This window comes from Marinimicrobium sp. C2-29 (assembly GCF_038419845.1).
Lineage (GTDB): Bacteria > Pseudomonadota > Gammaproteobacteria > Pseudomonadales > Cellvibrionaceae > Marinimicrobium.
The window spans coordinates 153,679-171,591 of sequence record NZ_JBCAQT010000003.1 but is presented as its reverse complement, the minus strand read 5'-3'; the positions used below and the strand labels follow the sequence as shown (position 1 = coordinate 171,591).

The 17,913-nt window shown below is 59.6% G+C and carries 18 protein-coding genes; 6 read left to right on the top strand and 12 right to left on the bottom strand.

The features are described from left to right. Positions 1 to 309: 309 nt before the first annotated feature. From bcp to AAE484_RS04295, 4 genes are all read right to left on the bottom strand, one after another. Positions 310 to 783, bottom strand: a complete 474-nt coding sequence (bcp, locus tag AAE484_RS04310) for a thioredoxin-dependent thiol peroxidase (protein ID WP_341937106.1) — start codon at positions 781 to 783, stop codon at positions 310 to 312. A gap of 83 nt (positions 784 to 866) precedes the next feature. Beyond that, a complete protein-coding gene (locus AAE484_RS04305; protein WP_341937105.1) occupies positions 867 to 1,748 on the bottom strand; it encodes a carbon-nitrogen hydrolase in 882 nt (293 codons plus the stop codon). Further along, positions 1,735 to 2,799, bottom strand: coding sequence for an agmatine deiminase family protein (locus AAE484_RS04300; RefSeq protein ID WP_341937104.1), 1,065 nt, complete (start codon positions 2,797 to 2,799; stop codon positions 1,735 to 1,737). Before AAE484_RS04300 ends, AAE484_RS04305 begins: the two co-directional genes overlap by 14 nt. A gap of 70 nt (positions 2,800 to 2,869) precedes the next feature. Then, complete coding sequence (locus tag AAE484_RS04295; protein WP_341937103.1) at positions 2,870 to 3,409, bottom strand: lipocalin family protein; 540 nt, start codon at positions 3,407 to 3,409, stop codon at positions 2,870 to 2,872. A gap of 86 nt (positions 3,410 to 3,495) precedes the next feature. Here AAE484_RS04295 and AAE484_RS04290 point away from each other — a divergent pair, with 86 nt between their 5' ends. Further along, positions 3,496 to 3,987 (top strand): molecular chaperone DnaJ, encoded by a 492-nt coding sequence (locus tag AAE484_RS04290; protein WP_341937102.1) that lies wholly within the window; start codon positions 3,496 to 3,498, stop codon positions 3,985 to 3,987. A gap of 434 nt (positions 3,988 to 4,421) precedes the next feature. Here AAE484_RS04290 and AAE484_RS04285 read toward each other — a convergent pair whose 3' ends face one another. The 4 genes from AAE484_RS04285 to AAE484_RS04270 all read right to left on the bottom strand — a co-directional run bounded on the left by AAE484_RS04285 (position 4,422) and on the right by AAE484_RS04270 (position 7,665). Continuing rightward, on the bottom strand, positions 4,422 to 5,234 hold the full coding sequence (locus AAE484_RS04285; RefSeq protein WP_341937101.1) for a methyltransferase domain-containing protein: 813 nt from the start codon (positions 5,232 to 5,234) through the stop codon (positions 4,422 to 4,424). Positions 5,235 to 5,517: 283 nt separating this feature from the next. After that, complete coding sequence (locus AAE484_RS04280) at positions 5,518 to 6,120, bottom strand: tRNA-(ms[2]io[6]A)-hydroxylase (protein WP_341937100.1); 603 nt, start codon at positions 6,118 to 6,120, stop codon at positions 5,518 to 5,520. 14 nt (positions 6,121 to 6,134) lie between these two features. After that, positions 6,135 to 6,623, bottom strand: a complete 489-nt coding sequence (locus AAE484_RS04275; protein WP_341937099.1) for a DUF1289 domain-containing protein — start codon at positions 6,621 to 6,623, stop codon at positions 6,135 to 6,137. 1 nt (position 6,624) lies between these two features. After that, positions 6,625 to 7,665, bottom strand: a complete 1,041-nt coding sequence (locus AAE484_RS04270; protein WP_341937098.1) for an SMP-30/gluconolactonase/LRE family protein — start codon at positions 7,663 to 7,665, stop codon at positions 6,625 to 6,627. Positions 7,666 to 8,026: 361 nt separating this feature from the next. Here AAE484_RS04270 and acnB point away from each other — a divergent pair, with 361 nt between their 5' ends. The 4 genes from acnB (at position 8,027) to AAE484_RS04250 (ending at position 13,484) form a co-directional block, all read left to right on the top strand. Next, positions 8,027 to 10,645 carry a bifunctional aconitate hydratase 2/2-methylisocitrate dehydratase gene (gene acnB / locus AAE484_RS04265; protein WP_341937097.1) on the top strand — a complete coding sequence of 873 codons (2,619 nt, stop codon included), beginning with the start codon at positions 8,027 to 8,029 and terminating at the stop codon, positions 10,643 to 10,645. A 71-nt stretch (positions 10,646 to 10,716) separates the two neighbouring features. After that, positions 10,717 to 11,454 carry a dienelactone hydrolase family protein gene (locus AAE484_RS04260; protein WP_341937096.1) on the top strand — a complete coding sequence of 246 codons (738 nt, stop codon included), beginning with the start codon at positions 10,717 to 10,719 and terminating at the stop codon, positions 11,452 to 11,454. Positions 11,455 to 11,537: 83 nt separating this feature from the next. Continuing rightward, entirely contained in the window at positions 11,538 to 12,584 is a 1,047-nt protein-coding gene (locus tag AAE484_RS04255) for a DUF3080 family protein (RefSeq protein ID WP_341937095.1), read from the top strand. A gap of 63 nt (positions 12,585 to 12,647) precedes the next feature. Continuing rightward, on the top strand, positions 12,648 to 13,484 hold the full coding sequence (locus AAE484_RS04250; RefSeq protein ID WP_341937094.1) for an SDR family oxidoreductase: 837 nt from the start codon (positions 12,648 to 12,650) through the stop codon (positions 13,482 to 13,484). Between the two features lie 40 nt (positions 13,485 to 13,524). On the opposite strand, the gene AAE484_RS04245 is transcribed toward AAE484_RS04250, so the two are convergent. The 4 genes from AAE484_RS04245 to AAE484_RS04230 all read right to left on the bottom strand — a co-directional run bounded on the left by AAE484_RS04245 (position 13,525) and on the right by AAE484_RS04230 (position 16,172). After that, the gene (locus AAE484_RS04245) at positions 13,525 to 13,983 is read right to left on the bottom strand and encodes a methylglyoxal synthase (RefSeq protein ID WP_341937093.1); all 459 of its coding nucleotides are present in this window, start codon (positions 13,981 to 13,983) and stop codon (positions 13,525 to 13,527) included. A 51-nt stretch (positions 13,984 to 14,034) separates the two neighbouring features. After that, complete coding sequence (locus AAE484_RS04240) at positions 14,035 to 15,051, bottom strand: quinone-dependent dihydroorotate dehydrogenase (RefSeq protein ID WP_341937092.1); 1,017 nt, start codon at positions 15,049 to 15,051, stop codon at positions 14,035 to 14,037. Between the two features lie 117 nt (positions 15,052 to 15,168). Continuing rightward, complete coding sequence (locus AAE484_RS04235) at positions 15,169 to 15,390, bottom strand: DUF2835 domain-containing protein (protein WP_341937091.1); 222 nt, start codon at positions 15,388 to 15,390, stop codon at positions 15,169 to 15,171. After that, complete coding sequence (locus tag AAE484_RS04230; RefSeq protein WP_341937090.1) at positions 15,387 to 16,172, bottom strand: transporter substrate-binding domain-containing protein; 786 nt, start codon at positions 16,170 to 16,172, stop codon at positions 15,387 to 15,389. Before AAE484_RS04230 ends, AAE484_RS04235 begins: the two co-directional genes overlap by 4 nt. A gap of 366 nt (positions 16,173 to 16,538) precedes the next feature. On the opposite strand from AAE484_RS04230, the gene dbpA reads away from it, so the two are divergent. Then, entirely contained in the window at positions 16,539 to 17,912 is a 1,374-nt protein-coding gene (gene dbpA / locus AAE484_RS04225) for an ATP-dependent RNA helicase DbpA (protein ID WP_341937089.1), read from the top strand. The last annotated feature ends 1 nt before the right edge of the window (position 17,913 follow it).

Genomic DNA, 17,913 nt, shown 5'->3' with positions numbered 1-17,913 from the left:
CCGAACTTGCTCCCCCCGATAGCCAGAACGCCAGGAAAATCACCGCTGCGCGCAGACTGACTGAACTGATCCGACTAACCACTGGCCGGACCACTCTGGAGGCTCCTACTGAACACACCACCGGCTACCAATGAGAACACCCGTAGTATAGGACAAACAACGGAAAAATGTCGCCAACGGGATCAAAAAACCGACATGCAACCCGGACTAAGATCACATTTCTATTAAAAACCCGATCTTATATCCAAAACCGACATTTTACCGGCGCTTTTTGCCAAACGACGGTCTGTTTGTCTCCGCGGTCACTGACTAAAAGTGCGCCTGAACATAAGCCAGCACACGCTCATCGTGGGTCTTGGTTTTGACCTTGTCCAGGATGTGCTGAAGACGACCCTCCTTATCAATCAGGAAGGAGGTGCGCAGGATTCCCATAAACTCCCGGCCCATGAACTGCTTCAGGCCCCAGGCACCATATTTTTCGGCCACGGCATGATCCGGATCGGACAGGAGATCGAAATTGAGCCCCTGCTTGTCGATGAACTTGCGCAGCGCCGCTTCCTTGTCCGGGCTTACACCCAATATGACCGTATCGAGACTGGCGAGTTCCTTCTGGGCATCGCGCAAGCCGCACGCCTGAGTCGTGCACCCTGGCGTCGAAGCCTTAGGATAAAAATATAATACGACATTTTGCTTACCGCGGAAGTCTTTCAGACTGACGGCTTCGCCGTCCTGGTTGGTCAGCGTGAAATCCGGGGCAAGGTTGCCGATCTTGGGAAACGCCATACAAAGGTGCTCCTGATGTTCATGTTTGCGGATTAAGATTCATCAACGGATGGTGGGTGTTTCATCCCGACCGTTGGCTTCCGTCAATCCCGGTAAAGTTTTAGCAGGTCCCCGTAGTGATCCACACGGCGATCGCGCAGATAAGGCCAGATTCGCCGGACATTTTCACTGCGCGCCAGATCCAGGGTGACGACCGCATTGTCCGCCTCGTCGGTGGAGGCGCAATAGAGAAACTCGCCCTGGGGCCCGGCCGCAAAACTGGTGCCCCAGAAGTCGATGCCCTCACCACCGCCCGGGTCTGATTCGTGACCGATACGGTTGACGCTGATCACCGGCAGACCATTGGCAACGGCGTGCGAGCGCTGAATGGTAATCCAGGCCTGGCGCTGACGCTCCTGCTCGTCCGGGTCGTCTTCCCGACTCCAGCCGATGGCCGTGGGGTAGATCAACAGCTCGGCGCCGGCCATGGCCATCAACCGGGCCGCTTCGGGGAACCACTGATCCCAGCACACCAGTACACCGAGCTTACCCACCGAGGTCTGGATCGGTTCAAAACCCAGGTCACCAGGCGTGAAGTAAAACTTTTCATAAAACCCGGGATCGTCCGGTATGTGCATTTTTCGGTACTTTCCGGCAATGCGGCCATCGCGCTCCAGAACCACCGCCGTGTTGTGATACAGGCCGGCCGCCCGACGCTCAAACAGAGAGGAGACGATCACCACATCCAGCTCGCGCGCGAGCGCTCCCAGCGCCTCGGTGCTCGGGCCGGGAATCGGCTCGGCCAGATCGAAGGCATCGACCGATTCCTGCTGACAGAAGTACAGGCCCCGGTGCAATTCCTGCAGCACAATCAGCTGGGCGCCCTGCCCGGCCGCCGCCCGGATGCCATTGATGGTGGTCTCCAGGTTGGACGCCAGGTCCTCGCTGCAGGCGTGTTGAATCATTCCAACCTTAAGCTGGGTCATAAAGCACTCCTTCCGGTAGTTGCATGGTGATGCAATGCAAGCTGCCCCCCTGCTCGATCAACACGGAACAGGGAATGCCGAAAATATGGTAGCCGGGAAAGGCCTGGGTGATCTGCTCCAGCGCCACTTCGTCACTGGGGCAGTCGTACTGGGGAACCAACACAGCCTGATTGACCACCAGAAAATTGGCGTAGGTCGCGGGCAGGCGTTCGTCCTCATCATTGAGCACGGGGCCAGGCCAGGGTAAAGGCACGAGAGTATAGGGACGACCCTCGGCGTCGGTCATTTCGGCGAGCTCCAGAGCCATGGCTCTGAGCTCCGCAAAGTGCTCGTCCTCGGGATCGTCGCACTGCACATAGGCAATGACATTATTGGGGCAGAGCCGGGCCAGGGTGTCGATATGGCTGTCGGTATCGTCGCCGACAAGGTGCCCGTGCTTGAGCCAGTTGACCTTGCGCACGCCCAAGGCCTGCTGCAGGCGATGTTCAATCTCTTCCCGGCTCAGGTCGGGATTGCGATTGGGGTTGAGCAGGCAGGCTTCCGTGGTCAGCAGCGTGCCCCGCCCATCCACTTCAATGGAGCCGCCCTCGAGCACCCAGTCCTGCCGCTCCACAGGCACTTCGGGAAAGGCCCCGTCCCGGTGCAGAATTCCGGTCAGAGCATTGTCATGTTCGTGCTCGAATTTGTTGCCCCAGCCGTTGAACTGGAAATCGAGCAACTTGACCTGACCATTTTCCAGGACGGTAATGGGTCCGTGATCCCGTGCCCAGGTATCGTTGCTGGGGGCCGGCCGCAGATGCACAAATTCCATGGGAACCGACATGGCCTCAAGCCGCTCGGCGATAACGTCGAGCTCCGCTTCGGGAACGGCGATGATCAGATCGGCATAGTCGGCAATGACCGTCACCAGCCCTTCGTACAGCTGGGTCACTTCCTCCAGCAGTGGCGCCCAATCGCTGTCGCGATGGGGCCAGGTCAGAAGTATCGCGTCCTGGGGTTCCCACTCGGCGGGCAGTCGCACTTCGGGCGACGGGGCCCCGGCTTCTTGCATAATGACCTCAATTCAATACAGTCCAATGAGGCGCGGATTATACCTGATGGTGCGCCGCGCGGCCCACTACTCACTCCGTCTCAGCCGGTTCGGGGAAAATGAGCGCGTCGGTATCAAACCCCAACGCGTCGGCGCGCTCCACCAGACGCGCCTGAAGCTCATCATCCAACGTCGGAGTGCGCGCCAGAATCCACAGATACGAGCGGTCGGGCCCGGCCACCATGGCATACTCGTAGTTGTCGTCCAGCTCGAAGATGTTGTACCCGCCGTAAAAAGGCCCGAAGAATGACACTTTCAGACGCCCGGTGTCGGGCGAGTCAATAAAGTAGGCCTTACCCTCGGCCTGCTCCCAGCTGCCCTCTTCCGGATTGTAGCCCCGGTTGATCACCCGCACGCCGCCGTCATTGCGCATCTGATACTCGGCGGTGACTCGTTCCAGGCCACGCTCAAATGAGTGGTCCAGCCGGGCGATTTCATACCACTTGCCCAGATAGCGCGGCAACTCAAAACCCTCCACCGGCTCGATGCCTTCCGGTAGTTCGGTGTTGGAGCAGGCGGAGAGCATGAGGGCCGTCAATGCGATGAGCCAGGCGTGTCGTATCTGTTTCATGGGTTTACCCTGTCTTCTGTGAGCGGTGAGCCGTTATAATGCGCCCATTGTATACGTCGCCAGGTATTTCGCTAGATGAGTCCTCTATGATTCGATTGCTAATCGCCCTGATTGTCATGATCGGGGCCTGGGCCGGATTGGCTTATATCCGGCGCCTTCCTCCGGAGAAACAGCGCAAGTTGCTATGGCGCTGTGCGCTCTGGGGCGGCGGTTTGCTGCTGGTGTTGATGGTGGCCACGGGCCGCGTGCACTGGATTTTCGCGGTCATCGGTGCGCTTTTCCCGCTGGCCAAAACGATATTGGCGCTGGGGTTTCAGTTGTTTCCGCTCTGGAGGCAGCATAAAGCCAAGACGCAGCAACAACCCCCGCCGGGCAGTCCGCCCAGCGGTCAGATGACGGCACGCGAGGCGATGGATACGCTGGGCCTGAAAGGGGTGGAGTCGGAGGTCACCCGCGAGGAGGTGATCGCCGCACACCGCCGGCTGATGCAGAAGCTGCATCCGGACCGGGGCGGTAATGATTATCTGGCGGCCAAGGTCAATGAGGCAAAGGAGTTGTTGCTTAAGCAGCTTGGGTAGTTCGGGTTTTGAGGTTACTTGAACTTTTGGTTTGGGAAGACACTCGATGGGCGGCTTCACGTCCGGCCCGCTTTGGGGTGGACTGTTTCAAGACACGTGGCGAGTACATCCCTGTAACTCGTCAACACTAGTCCCGCGGTTGACGGTCTTGAAACAGTCCGCCCCAAATCGGTCCTACGAGCCTTGTAGAATCGGTCTCTCCAGAAAATTTGTTGGGAATTGGTACGCTCTGCGGCGGATGCGCTTGACGCTTATTCGCCCTACGGGCTCGCTCGGGGGTTACTACAAGGTGCGGAGGACCGATCTGGGGTAGGCTGTTCCCGGACCGTCACCAACAGGATGTTGGTGGAGAGGCCCCAGGGATGGGTTCACGCCGTGTCCGGGAACAGCCTACCCCTGAGCGGGCCGGACGTGACGCCAACCACCGAAACTAGTCAGGATCGTCTTAGTAGCAGGTGTAAATACCGGCCCAGGGAGCGATAAGGCTCCTGGCGGGAGAATTTGAGCTCCAACTCCAGGAGCGCTTGCGGGTCCTGCTCGCGGGCGGCTTTATCCAGAATATAATCGTGAAACACCCGGATACCACTCGAACACAGGCGCTCCAGCGGCCACTGCGCCAACCATTCATCCACGTCCTCCGGGTAGAGCGGATGAGTGGGCGAAAGACTGCCGCGGAAGCCGGCGTAATCCTCGTTTTTGACCTTCTTGAAATTGGTGCGCAACAGATTCTTGTAGACCGCGCCGTGCAGATTGTAATAACTGAGCGACAGATAACCGCCCGGCGCCAGACGGTTTACCAAATGTTCCAACACCTGCCGGGGATTGCTCACCCACTCCAAAACCGCATGGCAGATCACCAGATCAAAACTGGTGCTGTCGTCGGGCAGGTGAGACGCCAGCTCCTGGATCGGACTCTGGATCAACTGAACCCGCTCTGACACACCCTGCCGCTCGGCTTCCTCCCGGGCCGCGAGCAGCATCTGTTCGGAGATATCACACAGCACCAGCGAATGCCCGGCCCGCGCCAGCGGAATGGAGAACTGACCCTGACCCCCGCCGGCATCCAGAATGCGCATCGGGGGTTTACCAGTGTCCGGAATGAAGGGCGGCATGGGTATCTGCTGGGCGAAGTCCCGACGCAACACCGCCAGCCGTATCTGCCCTTTCAGGCCGCCATAAATATTGCGGCCAAAACGCGCGGACAAATCATCGAAGTTGCGATCGCCGCTGTTCGGTTGCTTGGGCATAAATTGATCCGTTAAGCGTAGTGGGCTGCGCGGCTAATTCGGTAACGCTCAGAGCGCCTGTGCCGGTGCGAATCAAGGCGCGTTTCGCAGGCCAGGGTGGTTCCCTTGTCAAGAAGCGCAACGCTGAGTCGTGCCGGCACAGGCGCTCCCGGAGGGCCGCCGCACAAGCGCCTTGGGCTGTGTTGCGCTCGCTTGAATTGACGACGGCCAGTCCTGCACTCGCGCGCCTTGCCCACGACGCTTGTGCGACGGCTGAGCATTACCGAATTAGCCGCGCAGCCCACTAGGGCACACCGCTGTGAAAGCGGAAGGTGTCATCCGGCTGTTCGATCAGCTCGCGCTCGCGCGCCAGAAACAGCTGTACCCGAGATTCGATCGACTCCGTTCCGGCGGCCTTCTGAGCCAGACGCAGGTAGTCCTGAAAGTGGCGCGCCTCGGACTTGAGCAGGGACTCATAGAACTGCTGCAGCTCCGGATCCAGGTGCGGCGCCAGCCTGGCGAAGCGCTCGCAGGAGCGCGCTTCGATGATGGCGCCCACAATAAGCGTGTCGACGTAGCGCCCGGGTTCATGGGTGCGAATGGGTTTGCGCAGCTCCGAGGCGTAGCGACTGGGGGTAATCTGGTCATAGGCCTGACCGCGCTTCTGCATCAGGCTCATCACCTGCTCATAGTGGCGCAGCTCCTCGCGCGCCAGCCGGGACATCTTGTGCATCATCTCGTAATCGCCCACATAGCGATACATCAGGGTCAGCGCGGTGGAGGCGGCCTTTTTTTCGCAGTTGGCGTGATCGAGTAACAAGAGTGCTTCGTTGTCCAGAGCCCAGGTGACCCAGGCGTCCGGGGTCTCGCAGGAAAGAAAGTCAATAATCGGTTTTATATCAGTCATTTACGTCACAATCTTCAAGTGTTTTGTGCCGCCTTCTGCAGCGCATCCTGGGCAAGACCGGGCTCGATGAAGCGCTCGTAGTGGGCGCAGGAAAGTTCGTAATAGTCGTGATCGATCTGGTCGCGCAACTGCGTGAGCGCCACCCCCTGCCACTCGGGTCGGACTCTCAGACCGAAATCACCCGGGTTCCTGATCTGACTGGCGCCCGCCTTGAGCAGGTCAAACACCCAGCAATAGGGGTCGCTGTCCGGGTTGAACCGCACCTGCTGATGCTGCATCTGCCGCTGCAGGAGCCCCTCGTCAAAAATCTCGAAACGCCGGCTCACGACCTGGCTCAAAAACGCCTCCAGACGCTTGACGATCAGGTACCGCTGCTCCTGATCGTAGGCGTTCCAGTCGATCACTTCGTGCGCAAAGCGTTTGCAACCCCGACAGACGCTATCGCCGATGCCGGTGGAGCAGACGCCTACACAGGGTGTTTTAACGCGCTTGAATACTGCCATATCAATAGGGAAATCCCGCTACATCCAGATCAATGTGCCACAGGGTCCCCGCACCGGTCAGGTACAGGGTTTTACGTTCGGGGCCGCCGAAGGCGGCGTTGGTGATGTTGGCATCCACCCTGATCTCGGCCAGAGGTTCGCCTTCAGGCGTAAAGACCCGAACGCGCTGGCGAGTATGCTCGGTCACATAAATATTGCCAAGACAATCGATCGCCATCCCATCGGGAACGGTAATATCGGCCAGGTCCCGGGCCTCACCCACACGGCCATCGCCCTGGAGTGGGTAGGCGCGCAACACGCCGTTTTCACCGCCGCCGGCTACATAGAGCGTTTTCTCGTCTGGCGAGAGCGATACCCCATTGGGGTTGGCCAGGGTGTCGTCCACCACGGTAACGCGATCGTCTTCTATACGATAGACCCGGGTCTTCGGTTGTCCGCCCGGGGCCGCCGAGCGCTGAAAGTCCGGGTCGGTAAAGTAAATGACGCCATCCCGGGTCATGGTCAGATCATTGGGCGAGTTGAAAGGACTGCCTTCGTACTCGTCGACAATAATCTCGCGCTCGCCACTATTCAGATCGTAGCGGGAGATCGCCTTGCGGTCGTGGGTCGCGGCCAGCAGGTGACCCTCGCCATCCACGGCCAGGCCATTGCTGCCGCTGTCCTCGAGGGCGGTTTCGAGGCTACCGTCGCCCTTCAGTCGCTGCACCCGGGAAGGGAAGCCTTCCTCAAAGGTGAAGTCGGAGAAGTACAGGGCGCCATCAATCCATACAGGACCCTCATACAGGCCAGCCTGCTCCCGCTGGCTGGCGGAGCCGGGAATACGCTCAGCGGTCAGTTGACCGGACGGGGCCGTTCCCGGCGCTGTGGGGCACGCCCAGCCCGTGTCCGGCGCCGACGCGCGAACGTTGCTGGTACTTTCCGCCTGCCCGGTAACGCCACCGGCGTCCGGCTCAGCGTTGTCATGTTCAGTCCCGCAACCGGCCAGAGCCAATAGCAGGCTCACGCCCAGAAGGCGTTGTGCAGAAATCGTGTTCAGCGTCATAAGATGTTCCTTTGTTTATGCCGACTCATGTTATAAACAGCCTCACATAACATGCTCAAGCTTCTGTTTTTATTGAAGTTATCATTCTTGTGAGACAGTCGGCCGTCAGGGCCAGCGTCATTATACAGGGCCCGAGGCCCAGAGCGAGCCCGCCACTGTCCCAATCACTCGCCCGCCCGGCGCTGACTTAACAGCAAGAGGGCCTTACTGTATAATTCGCGCCCGACCCGCCGCGCCATCAACCTTTCAGGGGTGCGGCACCGGGCTCCCGGCCCAGTTCGATCCATGACGATCATGGATAGTCTCTCAAGGCAGAGATCCTGTTGCGAGAGTAACCCCACAAAATCAGAGGAACTCAATCGTGCTTGAAGCCTATCGTAATCACGTCGCGGAACGCGCCGCGGAAGGTGTCCCCCCCAAACCCCTGAACGCTGAACAAGTCGCCGCCCTGGTGGATCTGCTTAAAAATCCCCCCGCTGGAGAAGAAGAAACGCTGGTAGAGCTGATCAGCCACCGCGTACCCGCCGGTGTGGACGAAGCCGCTTACGTGAAAGCCGCCTTTTTGAGCGCTATTGTCAAAGGCGAAGCCGAGAGCCCCCTGATTGACACCGAGCTGGCGGTAAAGCTGTTGGGCAACATGCACGGTGGTTACAACATCGAAGCCCTGGTGGGCCTGCTGGACAACGACAAGCTGGCCGCTCTGGCCGCCGACGAACTGAAGCACACTCTGCTGATGTTCGATGCCTTCCACGACGTGGAAGAGAAAGCCAGAGCCGGCAACCCCTTCGCCCAGGAGGTGATGAATTCCTGGGCCGAGGGCGAGTGGTTCACCCGCCGCCAGAAGGTCCCCGAGAGCATCAAACTGACGGTCTTCAAGGTGCCCGGCGAAACCAACACCGATGATCTATCCCCCGCCCAGGACGCCTGGTCGCGCCCCGACATCCCGATGCACGCGCGCGCCATGTACAAGATCGAGCGCGAGGGCCTGACCCCGGACGACCCGGGCACCGTGGGTCCGCTCAAGCAGATTGAACAATTGAAAGCCAAAGGCTACCCGCTGGCCATGGTGGGCGACGTGATGGGCACCGGCTCCTCGCGCAAATCCGCTACCAACTCCGTGCAGTGGTTTATCGGCGAAGATATTCCGGGCGTGCCCAACAAGCGCACTGGCGGTGTCTGCATCGGCAGCAAGGTGGCGCCGATTTTCTACAACACCATGGAAGACGCCGGCGCGCTGGTCTTTGAGGCCCCGGTGGACGATCTGAACATGGGCGACGTGATTGAAGTGCGTCCCTACGAGGGCAAGATCCTCAACGCCGAGACCGGCGACCTGATCTGCGAGTTCAGTCTCAAGTCCGACATGCTGCTGGACGAAGTCCAGGCCGGCGGTCGTATTCCGCTGATCGTGGGCCGCGGCCTCACCGGCAAAGCGCGCGAATCCCTGGGCCTGCCGCCCGCCGATCTGTTCCGCAAGCCCGAGCAGCCCAAAGACACCGGCAAGGGCTACACTCTGGCCCAGAAAATGGTCGGTAAAGCCTGCGGCATGGACGGCGTGCGCCCCGGCACCTACTGTGAGCCCTACATGACCACGGTCGGCTCCCAGGACACCACCGGCCCCATGACCCGGGACGAGCTGAAAGACCTGGCCTGCCTGGGCTTCTCCGCCGACCTGACCATGCAGTCGTTCTGTCACACCGCCGCCTACCCCAAGCCGGTGGATATTGACACCCAGCACACCCTGCCCGACTTCATCATGACCCGTGGCGGTGTCTCCCTGCGCCCGGCCGATGGCATCATTCACAGCTGGCTGAACCGCATGCTGTTGCCCGACACCGTGGGCACCGGCGGCGACTCCCACACCCGCTTCCCGTTGGGCATCTCCTTCCCGGCCGGTTCCGGTCTGGTGGCCTTTGCCGCCGCCACCGGTGTCATGCCGCTGGATATGCCCGAATCGGTTCTGGTGCGCTTCAAGGGCGAGATGCAGCCGGGCATCACCCTGCGCGACCTGGTCAACGCCATCCCCTACTACGCCATCCAGAAAGGCCTGTTGACCGTCGAGAAGAAAGGTAAGAAGAACATCTTCTCCGGCCGCATCCTGGAAGTTGAGGGGCTGCCCGACCTGAAGGTGGAGCAGGCGTTTGAAATCTCCGACGCCTCGGCCGAGCGCTCCGCCGCCGGTTGCACCATCAAACTGGGCAAAGACCCGATCATCGAGTACCTGAAGTCCAACATCACCATGCTGCGCTGGATGATCGAGCAGGGCTACGGCGATGTGCGCACCCTGGAGCGCCGCGCGCGCAAGATGGAAGACTGGCTGGCCAACCCGGACCTGATGGAAGCCGATGCCGACGCCGAGTACACCGAAGTGATCGAAATCGATCTGGCCGAAATCAAAGAGCCGCTGCTGGCCTGCCCGAACGATCCGGACGATGTCAAAAAGCTGTCCGACGTGCAGGACACCAAGATCGACGAAGTCTTTATCGGTTCCTGCATGACCAACATCGGTCACTTCCGCGCCGCGGGCAAACTGCTGGACGCCACCAAAGACGAACTGGCCACCCGCCTGTGGATCGCTCCGCCCACCAAAATGGACGAGCACCAGTTGATGGAGGAAGGCTACTTCAACATCTTCGGTCGCAAGGGCGCTCGCACCGAGATGCCCGGCTGCTCACTGTGCATGGGCAACCAGGCCCGGGTGGCTCCGAACTCCACCGTGGTCTCCACCTCCACGCGCAACTTCCCCAACCGTCTGGGACAGGGCGCCAACGTGTACCTGGCCTCGGCCGAGTTGGCCGCCGTGGCCGCCATTACCGGCAAGCTGCCCACGCCCGAAGAGTACCTGAGCTACACCCAGGACCTGAACAGCATGGCCAGCGACATCTACCGCTACCTCAACTTCAATGAAATTGAGAACTACCAGAAGTCGGCAGATGAAGGCAAACGCATTGCCTCGGTGCAGATCGAGCAAGTGGCGGTGTAACCGCCGTCTTGCCGTAACAATAAAAGCCCATTGGCCAACACCAATGGGCTTTTTTATGGGAGCTACAAAACATGATCATCCAAAACGAAAGCGTCGATCTGGAAACCCCGACCGGCACCATGCGCACCTACATTTACCGTCCCGTGGCCGAAGGACAGTATCCGGCGATCATTTTCTACTCGGAAATTTTTCAACAGACCGCGCCTATTGCCCGCTCGGCGGCGATCATGGCAGGCCATGGCTTCGTGGTGCTGGTGCCGGAGGTGGCACACGAACTGAACCCGGTTGGTACCGTGCTTGGCTATGACGATGCCGGCAAGGAAAAGGGCAACGCCGACAAGTTTGCCAAACCGCTGCGAGACCACGACACCGATACGCAAGCCATGGTGGATTTCCTGGCCAGACAGAGCTACTACTCGGGCTCGGTCGGGAGCATGGGCGTCTGTCTGGGTGGTCACCTGGCGTTCAGAGCCGCGCTCAATCCAGCATTGACGGCCGCCTGCTGCCTGTACGCGACCGACCTGCACTCCAACACTCTGCCGGCCGATGCGGATGACCAGACGCTGGTTCGTGCCGACGAAATCGGGGGAGAACTGCTGATGATCTGGGGACGCCAGGACCCCCACGTACCGGACGAACCCCGGGCCAGCATCAACCGGGCGCTGCGAGAAGCCGATTGCAATTTCAGTTGGGTCGAGGTCAACGGGCAGCATGCCTTCATGCGCGATGAAGGTGACCGTTATGATCCGGAATTGGCGCTGCAGTGTTATCAGATGGCAGTGAATCTGTTTCGCCGAGTGTTGCGTTAACGAGCCAAAAAGCACCACTGGACAACCATTCGTTCCCTCGTGGCGTAAACTATGAATATAGTGTTACTGACTCGAGTGCCTTCATGTTTGCCCTGACCTCCTTTCTTGCAAAACGCGCCCTCCCGGCGCTGCTGATTCTGGCAGCGACCGGCTGCCTGTTTCGCCCGCCGGCGGAGCGGCTTCTGGACGATTATCTGGGGCGCCTGTCCCGGGTACTGGACCAGCCCCGGCCCGAGCTTGAGCGGGGGACGCCACCGCGCATGCCACGTCCGCGGGAGCTACAACAGACCATAGAACCGCTGTCAGTCGGAGTGTTGGATTACTGGGGCTTTCGCGAATGTGGTCTGGCGGAAATTCTGGGAGAGCGCAACAGCGTGCTCGGCCGGGTGATGGTGCCCTCCCAGCATCTGCATATGGACGGGCGGCTGCTGATCCAGCTCGACTATTGCCAGCGCGAACTGGAAGACGAGGAGCTGCTCGAGTTGGCCGCCGACCTGGCGGAAAAAAAGTCCGAGCAATGGCCCGCACGTTACTGGAACGCCACTCTGGCGGCACCGGAAATGCGTCGCTTCTGGAGCACCTCCACCGAGCCGCTGACGCCCGACACCACTGTGGGCTATCGGGAGTCCGAGGCGGCGCTCAACTATCTGAGCAACTTGCCTGACCGGCTGGAGGCCGAGCAGTGGCCTTCGCTGTCGGACCTGGAGGGCCAATACCAGCACCTCGATGGCGATAAACTGGGCGGCAAGCTGCTGCAAAGCCTGCAACTCGCCCGGGATTATCTTGAGGCCGCCAACGATATGCTGGCCGAGGCGCGTCGCGAGGCGGCGCTCTGCCCCCGGGGGCTGCAGCAGCCAGAGCTCGAATACGCCCGCAACGTCATGGTCAAAGTGTTTGTCGGTGAGGTACAGCCCTGGCTGGCGAGCGTCGATCAACGCACCGGTGCCATCCTGACGGCCTACAACCAGTTGGCGGAAAAACAGCCGGAGAGCCTGAGCGCCTCCCTGAATGACTACCGACGGGCAGTCAATCAACTGCACACGGATTTTCAGCAGACCACCCGTGAGCACGTCGATCAATGGCAACAACTGTTTGAAAGCTGCGACAGTGAGGCTATCGAATCAGATTAGCCGGGGTGCTAGACTGGCCATCGACCACTTTTATAACTCCGGACAGCAGGGATACTCCGCACCATGAACCAATCCAGAACCCTATTCGTGACCGGCGCTTCCTCCGGCATCGGCCACTATTGCGCCCATGCACTCCAGAAAGATGGCTATCGCGTCATTGCCAGCTGCCGAAAGCTGGCCGACGTATCCCGGCTGCAGGCCGAAGGGCTCACCTGTATTCAAATGGACCTGGCAGACTCGGGCAGTATCCAGCGAGCCGTCGAGGAGACTCTGCAACTGTGCGAGGGCAAGCTCTATGGACTGTTCAACAATGGCGCTTACGGACAACCGGGCGCCGTGGAAGACCTCAACCGCGACACGCTCAGACGGCAATTCGAAACCAACTTTTTCGGCTGGGCCGAATTGACCAACGCCCTGCTGCCCTCGATGATCGCCAATGGCGAAGGGCGCATCGTGCAGAACAGCTCAGTGCTGGGTTTTGCGGCCCTGCCCTTTCGCGGCGCCTATAACGCCAGCAAATTCGCACTGGAAGGGCTGACCGACACTCTGCGGCTGGAACTGGAAGGAACCGGCGTCCATGTCAGCCTGATTGAACCGGGCCCCATTACCAGTGATTTTCGCAAAAACGCATTGAGCGCTCTACAGAGCAATATCAACATGGACGCCAGTCGTCATCGGGAAAAATACCAGAGCTCGGTAGAACGGCTCAGTAAGCCCGGCCCGGCCATGCGCTTCACGCTGGGGCCCGAAGCCGTCTACAAACGGCTGAAGAAAGCCCTCGAAAGCGCCCGCCCCCGGCCGCGTTACTACGTCACCTTCCCCACCTATCTGTTGGGCTACCTGAAACGGCTACTGAGCACCCGACAGCTGGACCGCTTCCTGAGAAAAGCCGGCAATTGAGTACCCAACCCCTACCCCAAAGCTTTAAGACACATGTCAACTAGCGCGCACGCATCGACATATAGCGCTCGTAGTCGGGAATTGAGCGTTCAACGGTGTTGTTGAACAGTGGTGAGGCCACCATAAAATCCGCCGAAATCTGATTACAGGCCACCGGAATATTCCACACCGCCGCGATGCGCAACAACGCCTTGACGTCCGGGTCGTGAGGCATGGGCTCGAACGGATCCCAGAAGAATATCAGAAAATCCACTTTGCCCTCGGTAATCAACGATCCCACCTGCTGGTCGCCCCCCAGAGGGCCGCTGATCAAGCGGGTAATGGGCAACTCCGTCGCCTCGCCAATGACCGTGCCCGTCGTGCCAGTCGCATAGAGATTATGCTGCGATAACGTCTCCCGATGTTTGGTACACCAGGCCACCAGATCTTTTTTCTTGTTATCGTGAGCCACCAGAGCAATGCTTTTTTTGGCGGGCAGGGTTACGTTTTTGAATTCCATCTTATATCTCTCGAACAAAGCGTTTATTGAAAGGCCGGGAGAGCCGTACCGTCAGCGCGTGGACAGCGCCCGAGTGACCTCGCCGACCAGTGACGGTCCTCGATAGATAAAGCCCGTGTAGGTCTGAACCAGGCGGGCGCCCGCCTCGATTTTTTCCCGCGCACTGGGCCCATCGCTGACCCCGCCAACACCGATAATGGGCAACTGGTCTTTCAGGTGTTCCCGCAGGGCCGATACCATACGGGTGCTCTTCTCACGCACCGGCAACCCGCTGAGGCCTCCCGCCTCTTCACTGTGCGGCAGCGACTCAACGCCCTCGCGACCAATCGTGGTATTGGTGGCAATCACCCCGTCCATACCCTGCTCTACCAGCACACCGGCCACCTGCTCAATCGCGGCGTCGTCCATATCCGGAGCGATCTTGACCACCAGAGGCACATAGCGCCCCTCGGCCTGATAGCGATCCTGCTGCTCGGCTTTCAGTCGTTCCAGCATACGGCTGAGACTGTCGCCAAACTGCAGATCCCGAAGCCCCGGAGTGTTGGGCGAAGAAATATTGAATGTGATGTACTCGGCATGCGCGTAAACCTTCTGCAGACACACCAGATAATCATCAACCGCATTTTCCAGTGGTGTGGTGGCATTCTTGCCAATATTGATCCCCAGTATCCCGGTGTAGCGTCGCCGCTTGACCCGCTCTACCAGGTAGTCCACGCCTTTGTTGTTGAAACCCATCCGGTTGATGATTGCTTCGCGCTCGGGGAGTCGGAACAGGCGCGGTTTGGGATTGCCCGGTTGCGGCCGGGGCGTGACCGTCCCGATCTCCACAGAGCCAAAACCGAGACCGCCCAGGGCGTTGAAGTAGTCGCCGTTCTTGTCCAGTCCCGCCGCCAGACCCAGGGCGTTGGAGAAGCGTAGCCCCATCACCTCCAGTGGACTGAAGGAGGGTCTGGATCGGATCAGGCCCAGCAGTTTCAAACGCTCGGCCGCCCCGAGCCAATCGAGGGAAATGTGATGGGCGGTTTCCGGGTCGAGTTGAAACAGGGCTTTGCGGATCAGGGAATACATGCGAGTGCTACCTAGCCTGGCGGGACCAATTGGCCTGCAAGTCCCGGGACAGGGGCCGGGACTTGCAGGTCCTTTCAATACGTAAACAATGGTCAAAGGATACTGGATTTGCGCTTTCTAGTCGATTTTTTCAATGGACTGGAAGCGGTTGTGCTGGTCAAAGGCGATTTTGAAGCGCCCACGAATGCCCTGTCGGGTGACAAATTGACGCAGAATCGGAGCGGGAAAGCGGACGCTGCGGCCATCGACCGTATAGGCCAGAACGTTCTGGGCACTGCCCTGGTACCAGCGTTGGTATTCGTCCGGAGAAATGGACAGATTGACAAAAACAGCGTTCACGGCTGGTACCAGAGCTCCTCACGATCCAGTGGTGTCTGCGGTGTCATCATGGGATTATCGATCCGCAGAATCTTGCGCTGGTCCAGCTTCGCTCGACGGATGGACTCTCCATGGTATGACAGGAACAATTCGTCGAACGAGCCATCCTCAATCGCACGATCAAGGCCCCGCTCTATGGCTTCGGCGACCTCCCGGTTGGCGCGATTGACAAAAAAGTAATAGGCCGAAGGGTACACCAGAGCGAGCGATTGATCGACCGAAAAATCAAGCTCGGAGAAGGCTTCCACTTCGTCCCAGACCTCCAGGGCCGAGCGCGGAAAGTAGTCCACCCGACCGGCGTAAAGCATTTTGAACATGCCCTCCCAACTGGCCGAGCGGACAACATTAAAACCGTTGTGAAGGAGCACATTGGTATCCGGCCAATCATGCCCCTGGACGGTTTTCAGCGACTTCAATGGCTCGAGACCATCCAGAGTCGCAAAACGCGCCTGGTCACCGTCGCGAATCATCAGAAGGCGCCAGCCAATCAGGCCTTTATACAGAGGAATCCGTATCGGTCGCAAAACCGACTCGCGACGCTCGTTGGTATTCATCCAATGGACATCGTACATCCCCTTGGCCACCGACATCACGCTTCGGCTTTCGCGGAATTCTGACATGATCACCGGCTCAAGACGATAGACTTTGCCCGAGCGGGAAAGCGCAAGATTAAGCAGCTCCAGAAAGTAATCGGTCTGGATTTGACCATACTCCTCACCCAGCGCCGGATAGCGGATGACCATTACCTCTTCTTCGCTCGCAACCGCTTCCTGCGCCCACGCGCCCCCGGCGAGAGCCCAAAGCAGGAGAACTCCCGAAATCAGGCGACTCTTTATAACGTATTTAGGCATAAAGGGGATGATTTCCAAGCGTTAGTTATTAGCACTGTCTTTTTAATCGTATGACAATACAATAGCCTACCCGAATGCGGAGCGCAATCGAATAGAGAGGATGCCAACCAACCACCGACCACCAGGCACAGAAGCATTCCCGCAGACGCCGAGGCGCTATTCATGCAGGGGGTTTTACTCGCGAATCCGGCCGTAAACCCGTAGAATCCGGTTCACGACAACCGCCCCTTCTGTTGCCAGTCAATACCGAGAGCTCCCGTGAATAATACCGACTTTTCATCACTGCCCCTGGATCCTGCCCTGCTCGAGAACCTGTCCTCTTTGCAGTACCACCGAATGACACCGATACAGGCCCAGAGTCTGCCGCCGATCCTCGCCGGAGAGGACGTGATTGCCCAGGCCAAAACCGGCTCGGGCAAAACCGCCGCGTTTGCCCTGGGGGTATTGCACAGGCTGCGAATCAGGAGCTTTGCGGTGCAGTCGCTGGTCCTGTGCCCCACGCGGGAGCTGGCGGATCAGGTGGCCGGAGAGATACGCAAACTCGCGCGCACCCTGCCCAACATCAAGGTGTTGACACTGTGCGGAGGCTCGCCTTTTGGCCCGCAGGTGGGCTCGCTCGAGCACGGGGCGCACATCGTGGTCGGTACGCCGGGCCGGATCGAAGACCATCTGCGCAAGGAGACTCTGACGCTGCGTCAGGTCAACACGCTCGTGCTGGATGAAGCGGACCGCATGCTGGACATGGGCTTTGAGGAGGTGTTGGATACGATCGTGAGTTATCTCCCTCGCACCCGCCAGAATCTATTGTTCAGCGCAACCTTCCCGGACTCGATAGAGACCATCGCCCGTCGCATCATGAGCTCGCCGGTTCGCATTACCGTGGAAGAGCCTCACGACGACACCAGCATTGAGCAGCTGTTCTGCCCGGTCAACAATCGTCCCCGAACAGAGGCCGTGCGCCTGTTGCTGCTGCACCACCGACCCGACTCGGCGCTGGTATTCTGCAATACCAAAAAAGCGGTGAAGGAGCTGACCAGCGCACTCAACCAGGCGGGGCTCAATACCCTGGCGTTGCACGGCGACCTGGAGCAGCGCGAGAGGGACCAGACCATGGTCATGTTCGCTAACAAAAGCGCTTCGGTTCTGGTGGCCACGGATGTGGCCGCCCGCGGCCTGGATATTGACGCGGTGGATCTGGTCATCAACTATGAAATTGCGCGCGACCGCGCGGTCCACACCCACCGGGTGGGTCGCACCGGCCGTGCCGGGCACAGCGGCAAGGCCATTACCCTGTACGAAGAGAAAGAGCAGTTCAAGCTGGAGCGGCTGGATTCACAGGGAAGAGTCACACCCACGGCTCTGCCCGATGCTTCCCTGCTGCAACAACCCGGTTACAAGGCCTCCATGGCCACGCTGCAGATAGACGGCGGCAAAAAACAGAAAGTCCGCCGGGGGGATATTCTCGGCGCGCTGACCGCACCGGGAGGCTTGCAGGGCAGCGAGGTGGGCAAGATCCATCTTCAGGACATGCGCACTTACGTCGCCGTCAGGCGGCCGCAGGCGCGCACGGCGCTGGATCTGATCAACAAGGGCAAACTCAAGGGTCGCCAGTTTCGGGCGCGCCTGCTTTAGT